The following is a 12,515-nucleotide window of genomic DNA, read 5'->3' on the forward strand; positions in this document are numbered from 1 at the left end:
GGGCCGATGGCACGGATGACGGGACGGCGGGCCCTGTTCGCCGTCCCGGTCCTCCTCACCGTCACCTTCGGTGTGTTCGCCGTCGCCGCCGCGTCCCCCTTCGACCCGGTCAAGGCGTACGCGGGCACCGCCGGGCTCACCGCGTCCCAGGAGAACCTGGACCAGCTCCGGGCCAACCTCGGCGTCGACGAGCCGCTGGTGGCCCGCTGGTGGAACTGGCTGACCTCGGCCCTCCAGGGCGATCTGGGCGACTCCAGCGTGATGCGCCAGCCCGTCGCCGACGTCATCGCGGAGCGCCTGGGCTGGTCCGTCCTGCTGGCCGCCACCGCCTTCCTCATCGCGATCCTGCTCGGTACCGGACTCGGCGTCCTCGCCGCCCGCAGGCCCGGTGGCTGGCTCGACCGGGGCGTCAGCTCCGCCGCGTACACCCTGGAAGCCGCCCCCGCCTTCTGGCTCGGGCTGCTCGCCATCTGGGTCTTCGCCCTGAAGCTGGACGTCCTCCCGGCCGGCGGACTCACCGACACCGCCAGCGAGACCATCACCTTCGGCCAGGTCGCCTCCCACCTCGTCCTGCCCGCGGCGGTCCTCGGGGTCTCCCAGCTGCCGTGGTTCTTCCTCTACGTACGGCAAGGGGTCACCGACGCCCTGGCCGAGGACCCGGTCCGCGGTGCCCGCGCCCGGGGGCTGAGCGAGCGCACCGTGCTCCTCGGCCACGCGCTGCGCTCCGGGATGCTGCCGATGCTCACCCTGATCGGCTCCCGCGTCCCCGAACTCATCACCGGCGCCCTGCTCATCGAGACCGTCTTCAGCTGGCCCGGCATCGCCGCCGCCACCGTGCAGGCCGCCACCTCCGTCGACTTCTCCCTGCTCGCCGCGCTCACGGTGCTCGCCACCGCCGCGGTCCTGCTCGGCAACCTGCTCTCCGACCTCCTCTACGGGCTCGCCGACCCCCGGGTGGCCTTCGATGGCTGAGACCGCACTCGCCCCGCCGGGCCGCACCACCCGCCGCGTCCGGGTCGTCACCTCCGTGGTGATCGTCGCCGCCGTCGCGCTGGCCGTCCTGATCGTGCCGCCGCTGGCCCAGCTCGACCAGCAGGCCGTCGACCTCTCCAACAAGCTCCACCCGCCGTCCTGGGCCCACCCCTTCGGCACCGACGACGTCGGCCGCGACCTGCTGCTGCGCTGTGTCTACGGACTCCGCGTCTCGCTGCTCGTCGGCCTGGTCGCCGCCCTCACCGCCACCGTCATCGGCACCGCGATCGGTGCGCTCGCCGGGGCGTTCGGCGGCTGGCCGGACCGCGTCGTGATGCGGGTCGTCGACGCCCTGTCCTCCATCCCGCATCTCCTGCTGGGCATCTTCATCGTCGCGATGTTCCGGCCCGGCGTCTGGCCGGTCGTCGTCTCGGTCGCCCTGACCCACTGGATCTCGACCGCCCGGATCGTCCGCTCCGAGGTGCTCTCCCTGCGCTCGCGCCCCTTCATCGACGCGGCCGTCTCCGGCGGGGCCTCGCGCACCCGGGTCATCGTGCGGCACCTGCTGCCCGGGGTGCTCCCGCAGGCCGGTCTCGCGGCGGTGCTGATGGTGCCGCACGCGATGTGGCACGAGTCCGCGCTGTCCTTCCTCGGCCTCGGGCTCCCGGCCCATCAGGCGAGCCTCGGCAACCTCGTCCAGTCCGCGCGCGGTTCGCTGCTCGCGGGGGACTGGTGGCCGACGCTCTTCCCCGGCCTCTTCCTGATCATCCCGACCCTTGCGCTGGCCGGTCTCGCCGGAGCGTGGCGCGACCGGATCAACCCGCGCCGGAAATCGGAGCTGATGCTGTGACCGACGACCGCGAGAACACCGGTGCGCCGGTCCTCGACGTCCAGAACCTCTCCGTCCGCTTCCGGATGCGCGGCGGCCGGGACATCGCCGCCGTCAGCGACGCCCGCTTCTCCGTCGCGGCGGGGGAGTGCCTGGCCCTGGTCGGCGAGAGCGGCTGCGGCAAGTCCGTCCTGGCCTCCGCCCTGCTCGGGCTGCTCCCCGCCAACGCCGAGACCACCGGCAGCGCCGTCCTCGGCGGGGACACGGACCTGCTCACCGCCGACGAACGCACCCTCGCCCGTACGGTACGGGGACGGCGCATCGGCCTCGTACCGCAGAGCCCCGCCGCCCACCTCACGCCCGTACGCACCGTGCGGGCCCAGCTGGAGGAGACGCTGCGGGAGCTGACCGGGGCGAGGGGGAGCGCCCTGCACAAGGCGGCCGTGGCAGCCGCCGCCCGCGCCTCGTTCCCCGACGGCCACCTCGACCGCTACCCCCACGAACTCTCCGGCGGCCTCGCCCAGCGCGCCGCCACCGCCCTCGCCCTGATTGGCGACGCCCCGCTGCTGCTCGCCGACGAACCGACCACCGGACTCGACCGGGACCTCGTCGTGCGGACGGTGGACGAACTGCGCCGCCACACCGACGAGGGCCGGGCGCTGCTGATCATCACCCATGACCTGGCCGCCGCCGAACGCATCGCCGACCGGGTCGCCGTGATGTACGCGGGACGGATCGTCGAGATCGCGGACGCCCCCGGCTTCTTCGGCGCCCCGGGCCCCCGCCACCCCTACGCCAAGGGCCTCCTGGACGCCCTGCCCGAACGGGACTTCGCCCCGATCCCCGGCATGCCCCCGGAGCTGGGCGCGCTGCCCGACGGTTGCGCCTTCGCCGCCCGCTGCGCGTACGCCGACGCCCGCTGCACCGGCGAACGCCCGGCCTTCACGGCGGACCTCGCCTGCCACCACGGGCTGACCGGGCGCGCACACTCCCCGACGAAGGAGTCCGCCGATGCTTGAGCTGACCCGGATCACCGCCGGATACGACCGCCGCGACCCCGTCGTCCGCGAGGTCTCCCTGTACGTCGGCCCGGGCGAAGCGGTCGGACTCCTCGGCCCCAGCGGCTGCGGCAAGTCCACCCTGGCCAAGGTCGCCGCCCTCCTCCACCGCCCGGACTCCGGAACCATGACCCTGGACGGCACGGTGGTACGCGGCTGGCGGCACCGCGCCCCGCAGGAGCAGCGCACGGCGATCGGCGTCGTCTTCCAGCAGCCCCGGCTCTCCGCCGACCCCCGGCTCAGCCTCCGCGAGCTGATCGCCCAGCCGCTGCGTTCCACCGGGCGCCGCCACGAGGTCCCGGAACGGGTGGCCGAACTCGCCCCGCTGGTCGGCCTCTCCGACGAACTCCTGGAGCGCCGCCCGCACGCGGTGAGCGACGGCCAGCTCCAACGGGCCTGCCTGGCCCGGGCCCTGGTACTGCGGCCCCGGCTGCTGATCTGCGACGAGATGACCGCGATGCTCGACGCGTCCACGACGGCCGCCCTGGTCGCCGTGGTCGAGCGCTACCGCTCCGACTCCGGGGCGGCCCTGCTGGCCGTCGGCCACGACCGGGTGCTGCTGGAGCGCTGGTGCGACCGTACGGTGCGCTGGGGCGAGCGGAGCGCGCAGAGCGTTCCTGCCGGGTGAAGGGCTCTGGTGCCTGCTGCGCCTGCTGCCGTCAGCCCTTGAGGGACTCGTCCGTCGGGTTCTCCGGCAGCGGCGACGCCCCGCCGGGGCGTGTGACGGCCATGGTGAAGGGCGTGCACGGAGTGCGGAAGATCCGTGGAACCTCAGGTCAGGGCAGCTGAGTCGACGCGGAACGCGTCCATCGGGAGACGCGGGGCACAGGTGGCCGGGGCGTGAAGCATCGCCGAACTAATGTCAGGTACCTGACGTATTGGCGGGTGCGCCTCCATACTCGTCGCGACCGTCCCCCTCCTCTGTCCCCTCGCCCGTCCGCTCAGGGAGTCTCCATGGCCCACCCCACCCGCCGCCGTGCGCTCACCGTCGCCCTCGCCACCGCCGCCGCGGGCGTCGCCGTCCCCACCGCGACGGCGACCGCCGCACCCGCCCGCCCACGCGGCCCGCGTCCGTTACGTCACGCCCACGCGCACAACGACTACCTGCACCCCCGCCCGCTGCTCGACGCCCTCGCGCACGGGTTCACCAGCGTCGAGGCGGACATCTTCCTGGTCGACGGGGAGCTGCTCGTCGCCCATGAGCCCGCCGGGCTCGACCCCGCCCGGACCCTCGCCTCGCTCTACCTGGACCCGCTGGCAGCCCTGGTCCGCGCCGGGCACGGCAGTGTCCACCCGGGCCACCGTGCCCCGCTGCAACTCCTCATCGACATCAAGGCCGACGGCGTCGCCGCCTACCGCGAGCTGGACCGGCAGCTGCGCCGCCACCGCCGCATCCTGACCCGTTGCAGCCACGGCCGCGTCCATCCCGGGGCGGTCACCGCCGTGATCTCCGGCGACCGGGCCGCCCGCGTTCCCATGGAGGCCCAGAGCACCCGCTACGCGTTCTACGACGGCCGCCTCGACGATCTCGGCACCCCGGCCCCCGCCTCCTTCGCCCCGCTCGTCAGCGCCAACTGGACCCAGACCTTCGGCTGGCTCGGCGCGGGCCCCTTCCCCCGGGCCGAGCGCGACCGGCTCCGCACCCTCGTCGCCGCCGCCCACCGCGAAGGCCGCCGCATCCGCTTCTGGGCCACGCCCGACCTGCCCGGCCCCGAGCGGACGGCCGTCTGGACCGAACTGCTGGCCGCCGGGGTCGACCACCTCAACACCGACGATCTGGCGGGGCTGCGACGCTTCCTGCGCGCCCGACGGGACGTCGGCCCGACCCCGTAACGCGTCACCTCCCGGAAGTACCCGTTCGGCGGACACGCCAGTCCGCCGAACGGTCCCTCCGCTACGCCACACTGGCGGCCGAATGCCGCAAAACAGGCGCGGCGGAGGAGGTTGGTCATGGCCATTTCGATCTCACTGGTGCTGCTCCTGGTGATCCTCGCGGTGATCTTTCTGCGCAACGGCGGTCTGAAGGTCTCGCACGCACTGGTCTGCGCCCTGCTCGGCTTCTTCCTGGCCGGAACGAGCATGGCGCCGACGATCCACGACGGCGTCGGCGCCACCGCCGACCTGGTCAGCAGCCTGCACCCCTGACAGCGGCGGGTTCCGGGGAGCGGTGGGGGATCGTCCGCGAGCGCACCGGCGGATCCCGCACAATGGGCAGATGTCTTTTCCGCCTCCCGGCCGGCACTCCGGCGCCGCCCACCACGAGCACTGCGACACCGGCCTCTGCTGCCGGTGCCAGATGCGGATCTGGACCACCAAGGCGGGCAACGAACGGCTCTGCGGTCCGTGCGCGGCCTGCTGCCACGCGTGCGGCAGGGCCCCCGCCCCGCATCTGGACGGGCTCGACGGCGGACTGTGCGCCGAGTGCCGCGGACTGTGCGGCCGCTGCCACGCACGGAAGCGGCCCGACGGGTCCTGCGGCTGCGACCGCTGGCGGGAGAGCGCCAGGAGCAACCCGCGCGGCTACGTCCTCCAGGCCCTGCCGCCCCAGCTCCTCCAGGCGCTCGGCGGCCGCGTGCCGAGCACCGTCCACGACCTCATCCACCAGGAGATCGCCACCCGCAGCGCCGGCCAGCTCCGCGAGCGCATCGAACGCCGCTGGAACCTGCGCTGGGCCCACGCGCTGGGTGAGCTGGACGAGGACGGCCGCCGCCGCTGGAGCGCCCAGGACATCGCCGAACAGCTGCTGCGGCCCGGCTCGTGTTCCGACCGGCAGTGCGAGGACGGGTACCTGCTCACCACCGACGCGGCCTGTCCCCGCTGCCGTCAGCCCCTGCACCGCTTCGTCACCTCGGTCGCCGACCACACCGCCACCCCGGAGCGCGCGCGTGCCACCGCGGCCGAAATCCGCCAGGCGATGCGGGACAGCCGCTCGCGCAAGCGGATCCCGCCGCGCTGAGCGGCCACGGGGTGCCCGCGCGGCCGGTCGGGCTGATCACGGTTGCCGCTTGCACGAGAGGGAGCCCGAACGGCATCGTCGCCTTCCGCGACACCGCCCGGGGTACGGGCGTGCGGACCGGACGTGGTGCCCGGGCCGTACGCCCTATGCTCGCGCCCATGGAGCAACGGGAAGTCGTGAAGCGCGTGATCGGCATCCTCACAGAGGCGCGCGAAATGCAGCGCCTGCTGGAGGCGGACCTCGAACGGGAAGACCTGGACGCGGGAGCGGGCGCCGTCACGGCCCTGCTGAACGAGACAATGCCCCACATCGCCATCCCCGACGACTTCTCCGTCGAGGATGTGGTGGCCGTGGTCGGACGCGAGGTGGGCGGCGCGGTCGAACAGCTGGTGAGCGCGTTCACCCTCGCGTTCACGATGCTGGCACAGGTCCACGACTCCGGGCAGACGGACGTGTCCTCGGCCGACGTCCTCCAGGACCTCGCCCTGCGGGTCGAGGGCGGCGGGCCGGACGAAGGCGAGGAGCCGCTGCTGTAGCCGCCGGGCCGCGGCCCCTGCGTTCCGCCGCGCGGGTACGCATAGTGGAGGGACAAGCGCGTATCTCCCTCGCGCCATGGAGGCAGCTGTGGGAAAGAACACCGACATGGCCCGCGCCAAGGCGCGGAGGCTCAAAGGCATGATCAAGGAAGCGGACGGTATCGCCCTCGACAACGAGCGGATGAAGGCCGAGGGCAGAAGGGAACAGGCCGAGGCCCGCCGCGAGGAGGCCCGGGCGCGCGCAGCGCGGAGTGCCTCCCACGGCTGAGGCCGGTGCGTATGGGGCCGCCCCGCAGGGGTGTCCGGCGGACCCGGTCATGATCCGCCGGACACCCCCTGGCGCCGCGTGCGGTACGGGCGGCCCTTTCGCTGATCGACGGACCTTCAGTCGATCCGTGCCCTCTCCCTGACCGCGTCGGCGAGGTCCTGGTCGAGGGCCACCCGGACCAGGGCCGCGGCGAACGCCGCCCCGTCCCGGCCCCTCGCCACCTCCGCCAGCCTGTCAGGGGAGGTGGGCAGACCGATCCGCTCGGCGCCCTGGATTCCCTTCGCGCCGATCCAGGGTCCGGTCTCCGGCCAGACCGCCTGCACCTCGCGCACGAAGATGTCCGCTCCGGCCGGTCCGATGCCGCGGACCCCCTGGAGTCCCTCCCGCAGCTTCTCGCCGTCGCCGTCGGCCTCCCGGCGCAGTCGCCGCAGATCCCCTCCCCAGACGTCGAGGACGAGTTCCGCACCCTCCCCGAGCTGGGTGGAGGTCCGTTCGTCGTAGCGCCGGTAGCCGCCCTCGCCCAGCGCGTCGACCCGCTGTTGCAAGGTCGCCTCCGCCATCCGGCGCGGAGTGCGCATGCCGTGCGCGAACAGCGCCTGCGCGGCCGCCACCGCGACCGAGGCGCGGATGCGTGCGCTGAGCAGGTGGCTCAGCGCCAGGAGCTGATACAGGGGCTGCGGTGTGTCCCGCAGCCGGATTCCCGCCTCCGCCGCGTACGTCCGCCCGCACTCCGCCAGCAGCGCGTCGGTGGTCCGCCGCGCCGCCGCGGACACCCGGGAGCTCATCCGTAGCCGAAGATCCGGGCGATGAAGAACCCGGCGACCACCAGCGCGCCCACCACGATCAGGCCGGTCCACACGGCCGGGTGCTCCCAGAGGCCGCCGTCCGCGCGTTCCTCGTGGGCCTCGCTGATGGAGCCCTCGGCCGGTGGGGTCTCACCGGGAGGACGCAGTTCTTGGGAGTGCGAAACAGCCATACCTCCAGGGTCTCTCCGTACGCTTCCGCGCGCACGCCGTCCGGGTGCAGGGCCGTACGGGCGCACCGGCGGGGGAGAAGCGCTGCCACGCCTGGAGATCGGGGCACCGCCAAGGAATGCCTGGAGTCTCCGCCCCTGTCGTCAAACTTGTGCAACGCACCACGGAACCCTTCGGGGTACAGACCCTGCGGTCCACGGCGGCCGCCGTCATCGCCTACTCCGCGGCCGTGTGGACGCTGCCCGAGCCGGCCCCGCTGACCGCGCCCCTCACCGCGCTCCTGGTCGTCCAGGTGACCCTGTACGCGACCCTCACCACCGGGGTCCGCCGGGTGAACTCCGTCGTCGTCGGTGTGCTCATCGCCATCGCCTTCAGCTCCCTGGTGGGGCTGACCTGGTGGAGCCTCGGCCTCACCATCTTCACCTCGCTCCTGATCGGGCGGCTGGTGCGGGTCAACGAGTTCGTTCCCGAGGTGGCGATCAGCGCCATGCTCGTGCTCGGTGTCTCCCAGGTCGCCGACACCGCCTGGGACCGGGTCTGGGAGACGCTGATCGGCGCCGTCGTGGGCCTGCTGTTCAACCTGGTGTTCGCCCCGCCGGTCTGGGTGAGGACGGCGGGCTCCTCCATCGAGTCGCTGGCCACCCGTATGGGCACGATGCTCCGCAGCATGGGCGAGGAAGTGGTCGGCAACAACCCCGTACCCAGGGCCGCCGCCCGGCTCCACGAGGCCCGCAGGCTCGACCACGACATCGTCGAGGTCGACGCTTCCCTGCGCCGGGCGGAGGAAAGTCTCACCCTCAATCCCAGGGTGAGACAAGGGCTGCTCCACCGGGTCGTCCTGCGGTCCGGGCTCGACACCCTGGAGATCTGCGCGGTCGTGCTGCGGGTCCTCTCCCGCACCCTCACCGACCTCGCCAAGGCCCGTACGGAGGAGTCGCTGTTCCCGGCCGATGTGGCGGAGCTGCTCCAGGAGCTCTTCGGCCGGCTCGCCGAGGCGATCGAGAGCTTCGCCGTCCTGGTCACCACCCAGCTCGCCGCCGACGCCGAGGAGGCGGAGCAACGCCTCGCCGACGCCCTCGTACGCAGCCGCGCCACCCGCGACCGGGTCGCGGACCTGCTTCTGGAGGACGTCCAGGAGCACCCTCGGCAGTGGCAGCTGCACGGGGCACTGCTCGCCGAGATCGACCGGGTGCTCGCCGAACTCGACATCGACGAGCGCACCAAGCGCCTGGGCGAGGAGCTGGACCGCCGCTCGGCCGAGGCCCACGCGCACCACCCCCGGCTGCGCGCCCTGCTGAAGCGGCTGGCCAGGCAGCCCGACTGACCGCCGCCGGGCCCGGCACCCCGCTTCCGCCGTGGCCGGCGGGCGGCGCGGGATGCGGATGCGGCCGGTCACTGGTTCGCTTGGGGGCAGTGGTCCCCGGCGTCCCCGGCGCCCCCAGCGTCCAAGGAGTGGTGATGAGCGGTTCGGACGAACCCGCCGACCTGGCTCGGCAGATGCGTGAGAAGGCCCAGCAGCTCGCCGAGGCCGCGGAGCACGCGAGCGACCCGCAGGAGAGGGAGCGGCTGGCGAAGAAGTCCCGGACGATCCGGGACCGGAGCGAGCAGCAGAACTCGACGGCGGCGGGGGAATCTACCCCGAGACCGCGGAGGTAGGACTTGCCGATCAGGCACACGACCGTATCCACCGAGACCCGGTGGCCCTGCCGGGTCGGCTCGGCGGCCAGGCGCCGGGTCGACTTCGTCGTCCACCGCAGCGGCGGCATCGGGTCGCCCCGCTCGTCCGGCGGCCGGTCGTACTGTCGAACCGGTGAGCCAGACGATCACGCAGAGGCGAGCCGCACCCCGGTCGGAGATGCGGCCCAGCCTGCTGTACGGCGGTAGCGCGAGGATCAGCTGATGAAGCTGCCCGCGCGGCAGTCGCCGGCGGTTACCCAGCGGTGGGAGGAGATGGAGTTGTTCATGTTGTAGCGAGTTCCGCTGGGGGCCGGAGTGAACCGGTTACGGCTCAGGTCGTCCACGTAGAACTCGCCCGGCTTCAGGCAGCCGTAGCCGAACTTCCACGGCTCCGAATTGTCCCCGATCCAGTAGAACGCGACGACGTCCCTGCCACCGTAGTAGCCGCTGTTCATGACGGACGACGCCCTGTTGTCGTCGGACCCCCGGAACGCGCCGGCCCCATCGCCCCAGTCGCCGTCGTTCCCCTGCGTCCCGCCCAGGAGGGTACCTTGGCAGTCCTTGCCGTCCCAGGCACGGACGTAGCCGTCGCGGCCCGGCCATTTGCTGTTGCAGCCGTCCGCGGCTTGAGCAGTGCCGGCCGAGGCGGTGAGGCCCAGGGCTGCCAAGCCGAAGGCGGCGAATGCTGCACCAACCTTGCGCATGTCTGTACTCCTTGGTTGTTTGCCGACCTGCCTCACTCGGGGCAGGGGATCCGCGCCCTTTGGCGCGGAGGCTTGTAGGGGGAGGGAACGCCCTCCGGGTCTGCCGCGAGCCGATGCCGTTTCCATCGGCCGCGTCGGCCGCGTCGGTCGCACTGCTCGGGGCGCACCGGTGCGCGGCTCCACATCGCCGAGGCGGGGCAGGAGGGAAGGTGACGCGCGGGGAGCGCGACCGGTCACTCGCGCGGTTCGACGATCTGCTCGGCGCGGGTCAGGGCCCGGTGCCGCAGACGTTGGGCCGTGTCCAGGGCGCCCCCGAATTCGGTCCTCAGCTGATCGACGTAGTGGGCCTCCCGCTGTCGGCCAACTGTCTTCAGCGAGGTCTGGCGAGCGCAGGTGGCGGCAGCGACGGCGATACGCAGTTCGGTCCCGAAGTCTGCCTGCCCTGCTGCCTGCCGGGCCTCGCCCGGGTCCCGATAGGGATGCCCGGCGCTCTGCATACAACGGGACCAGGCGCGGACCGCGCGGGCGAACTTCTTGTCCGCCAGCAGTTCTCCCACGTAGAGAGGCCGGATGCTGTCGGCGGCCTTCTCGGCGACGAACCAAGTCTCCAGATCGCCGTACAGCTTCCGCTCGGCCTCGCCGATGCAGCCGTCGGCGCGTTTGCGGATCGTGCCTCCGCCTGGGACGTCGGCGACGATGACCCGGGCCGTCGGGCCGCCGTCGAGCGCTGTGTCGAAGGCCCTGCGACGCTCAGCGGAGAGGCCTTTGCGGTAGGCGATGTTCGGGTCCGTCGCCCGGGCGCGGCTGCTCTTCTCGGCGATGCGGCTGCCATAGCCGTGCTTGCGGGCCCACGCCACATCATCCTGGACATAGCCGGTCGGGCGGCTCTCCTCCAGGGTCAGTGGCCTGCGTTCGTGGTAGGTGAAACCCTGTCGCTCCATGCACTTGCTGATCAGCCGCTGGACTGCGTCATCGATGCGAAGCTGGTCCGCGTGGGTGAGCTCGCGGACAGGGCGTGACACGCGCCCCTGCTCGGTGTTCATCCCATCGGCCCGGGAGAGCCCCTTGGCCTTTGTCCCGTTGCTGTCGGTACACCCGGTCGTGGCGGACAACGCAGCCATGACGAGGCACACTGAAGCGAACACGCGCTTCATGGAAATTCCCTCCCCCGTCGCGGTGTTCCTTGTTGGCACCGCAGGAACACCATGACCCGCGGAGCCGCTTCCAGCTACCTCGTACCTCAGAGGAACGGCGTCGGGCATGGGCGTGACAGAGTGGAAGTCTTGGCCCGGGCACAGGACTTGACCACGATTCCTTCACGCCAGGCGGGCACCTGAACCGCCCCGGGTTCGGTGGAGATCCCAGTCTGTGCACGTGTTCCCGTGCGTATGGTCCCTCGCGTACGCAGTACAGCCATCGCGCGCGCCGCGTCCCCGTGCACACGCGTCCCGGTCCCGCCCGGGGCGGGTGTCGTCGCTGCCTGCGTACCGTACGCACCGCACGTGCCGTGCGTACGCGTCACCCGGCCCACTCCAGCAGCCGCTCCGCGCTCCACGTCGTCACCACACGCTCGGCCGGGATCCCGCACTCCTCGGCGCGGGCACAGCCCGACAGCTGCCAGTCCAGCTGCCCCGGAGCATGCGCGTCCGTGTCGATCGAGAACAGCACGCCCGCCGTTTCGGCCTCGCGCAGCAGCCGCAGGGGCGGATCCTGCCGTTCCGGGCGGCAGTTGATCTCCACCGCCGTCCCCGCCTCGGCACAGGCGGCGAAAACCCGGCCCGCGTCGAACCGCGACTCCGGCCTCCCGCGACCGTCCAGGAGCCTGCCCGTGCAGTGGCCGAGCACATTGGCCTGCGGATGACGCACCGCCGCCTCCAGGCGCCGGGTCATCGGGCCAGGGTCCATGCGCAGCTTGGAGTGGACGGAGACCACCACCACATCGAGCCGTTCCAGCAGCTCGGGCTCCTGGTCGAGCGAACCGTCCGGCAGGATGTCGCACTCGATGCCCGTCAGCAGCCGGAACGGAGCCCACTCCTCGTTGAGCCGCTCCACCACCGTGAGCTGCTGCCGCAGCCGATCGGGCGACAGGCCGCCCGCCACCGTCAGCCGGGGCGAGTGGTCGGTGAGCACCGACCACGCATGCCCCAGTTCCGCCGCCGTCCGGCCCATTTCCCCGATCGGGCTGCCGCCGTCCGACCAGTTCGAGTGCAGATGGCAGTCGCCGGTCAGCAGGGCGCGGAGTTCCCGGCCGCCCTCGGGGACCGGTTCCGCCGCGGCCTCCCGCTCCAGCCGGTCCAGATAGGCGGGCACCGCACCGGCCAGGGACTCGCGGATCACCTCGGCCGTACGGGGTCCGATCCCGGCGACCCTCTCCAGGGAGTTCGCGGCCGCCCGCTCGGCAGCCTCCCCGTCGTCCATCGCGTCCACGACGGCGGCTGCCGTCCGGAAGGCCTTCACCCGGTGGGTGGAGGCTTGCGAGCGTTCCAGCAGGAAAGCGATCCGCCGCAGAGCGGTGACAGGGTCCATCCGCACCTCACCTCC

At 72.6% G+C, this 12,515-nt stretch carries 16 protein-coding genes and 1 pseudogene; 11 read left to right on the forward strand and 6 right to left on the reverse strand.

The genetic code is table 11. The features are described 5' to 3' along the window. Positions 1–6 precede the first annotated feature (6 nt). The 9 genes from CIB93_RS15005 (at position 7) to CIB93_RS15045 (ending at position 6,619) form a co-directional block, all read left to right on the forward strand. Positions 7–972, forward strand: coding sequence for an ABC transporter permease (locus CIB93_RS15005; RefSeq protein ID WP_096627314.1), 966 nt, complete (start codon positions 7–9; stop codon positions 970–972). After that, on the forward strand, positions 965–1,822 hold the full coding sequence (locus CIB93_RS15010; RefSeq protein ID WP_096627315.1) for an ABC transporter permease: 858 nt from the start codon (positions 965–967) through the stop codon (positions 1,820–1,822). Before CIB93_RS15005 ends, CIB93_RS15010 begins: the two co-directional genes overlap by 8 nt. Beyond that, positions 1,819–2,820 carry an ABC transporter ATP-binding protein gene (locus CIB93_RS15015; protein WP_096627316.1) on the forward strand — a complete coding sequence of 334 codons (1,002 nt, stop codon included), beginning with the start codon at positions 1,819–1,821 and terminating at the stop codon, positions 2,818–2,820. The genes CIB93_RS15010 and CIB93_RS15015 overlap by 4 nt, the downstream gene beginning before the upstream one ends. After that, positions 2,813–3,487, forward strand: coding sequence for an ABC transporter ATP-binding protein (locus CIB93_RS15020; protein WP_096627317.1), 675 nt, complete (start codon positions 2,813–2,815; stop codon positions 3,485–3,487). The genes CIB93_RS15015 and CIB93_RS15020 overlap by 8 nt, the downstream gene beginning before the upstream one ends. A gap of 326 nt (positions 3,488–3,813) precedes the next feature. Beyond that, positions 3,814–4,692 carry a phosphatidylinositol-specific phospholipase C/glycerophosphodiester phosphodiesterase family protein gene (locus tag CIB93_RS15025; protein WP_096627318.1) on the forward strand — a complete coding sequence of 293 codons (879 nt, stop codon included), beginning with the start codon at positions 3,814–3,816 and terminating at the stop codon, positions 4,690–4,692. Positions 4,693–4,809: 117 nt separating this feature from the next. Then, positions 4,810–5,004 (forward strand): hypothetical protein, encoded by a 195-nt coding sequence (locus tag CIB93_RS15030; RefSeq protein ID WP_096627319.1) that lies wholly within the window; start codon positions 4,810–4,812, stop codon positions 5,002–5,004. A 70-nt stretch (positions 5,005–5,074) separates the two neighbouring features. Beyond that, positions 5,075–5,815, forward strand: coding sequence for a hypothetical protein (locus tag CIB93_RS15035; protein ID WP_096627320.1), 741 nt, complete (start codon positions 5,075–5,077; stop codon positions 5,813–5,815). Positions 5,816–5,961: 146 nt separating this feature from the next. Beyond that, positions 5,962–6,351, forward strand: coding sequence for a hypothetical protein (locus tag CIB93_RS15040; RefSeq protein WP_096627321.1), 390 nt, complete (start codon positions 5,962–5,964; stop codon positions 6,349–6,351). An 88-nt stretch (positions 6,352–6,439) separates the two neighbouring features. After that, the gene (locus CIB93_RS15045) at positions 6,440–6,619 is read left to right on the forward strand and encodes a hypothetical protein (RefSeq protein WP_096627322.1); all 180 of its coding nucleotides are present in this window, start codon (positions 6,440–6,442) and stop codon (positions 6,617–6,619) included. Between the two features lie 116 nt (positions 6,620–6,735). Here the strand turns inward: CIB93_RS15045 and CIB93_RS15050 are convergent, their stop codons facing one another. Together CIB93_RS15050 and CIB93_RS15055 are read right to left on the reverse strand one after the other, a co-directional pair. Continuing rightward, entirely contained in the window at positions 6,736–7,404 is a 669-nt protein-coding gene (locus CIB93_RS15050; protein ID WP_096627323.1) for an endonuclease, read from the reverse strand. Next, positions 7,401–7,595: a DUF6480 family protein gene (locus CIB93_RS15055; RefSeq protein WP_096627324.1), complete on the reverse strand. Its 195-nt coding sequence runs from the start codon at positions 7,593–7,595 to the stop codon at positions 7,401–7,403. The genes CIB93_RS15050 and CIB93_RS15055 overlap by 4 nt, the downstream gene beginning before the upstream one ends. Positions 7,596–7,711: 116 nt before the next feature. Between CIB93_RS15055 and CIB93_RS15060 the strand changes: the two genes are divergently transcribed. Next, entirely contained in the window at positions 7,712–8,917 is a 1,206-nt protein-coding gene (locus tag CIB93_RS15060; protein ID WP_096627325.1) for an aromatic acid exporter family protein, read from the forward strand. Positions 8,918–9,051: 134 nt separating this feature from the next. Then, positions 9,052–9,249: a DUF6381 family protein gene (locus CIB93_RS15065; protein ID WP_096627326.1), complete on the forward strand. Its 198-nt coding sequence runs from the start codon at positions 9,052–9,054 to the stop codon at positions 9,247–9,249. A gap of 8 nt (positions 9,250–9,257) precedes the next feature. Here the strand turns inward: CIB93_RS15065 and CIB93_RS15070 are convergent. The 4 genes and pseudogenes from CIB93_RS15070 to CIB93_RS15085 form a co-directional block, all read right to left on the reverse strand. After that, positions 9,258–9,380: pseudogene (locus tag CIB93_RS15070) on the reverse strand (hypothetical protein); the annotation flags it as partial. Between the two features lie 105 nt (positions 9,381–9,485). After that, complete coding sequence (locus tag CIB93_RS15075) at positions 9,486–9,974, reverse strand: hypothetical protein (RefSeq protein WP_096627327.1); 489 nt, start codon at positions 9,972–9,974, stop codon at positions 9,486–9,488. Between the two features lie 233 nt (positions 9,975–10,207). Next, positions 10,208–10,996: a hypothetical protein gene (locus tag CIB93_RS15080; protein ID WP_257002200.1), complete on the reverse strand. Its 789-nt coding sequence runs from the start codon at positions 10,994–10,996 to the stop codon at positions 10,208–10,210. Positions 10,997–11,492: 496 nt separating this feature from the next. Next, positions 11,493–12,500: a PHP domain-containing protein gene (locus CIB93_RS15085; protein WP_096627329.1), complete on the reverse strand. Its 1,008-nt coding sequence runs from the start codon at positions 12,498–12,500 to the stop codon at positions 11,493–11,495. Positions 12,501–12,515: the final 15 nt, after the last annotated feature.

The sequence above is a fragment of the Streptomyces sp. WZ.A104 genome, from assembly GCF_002382885.1.
Classification (GTDB): domain Bacteria; phylum Actinomycetota; class Actinomycetes; order Streptomycetales; family Streptomycetaceae; genus Streptomyces.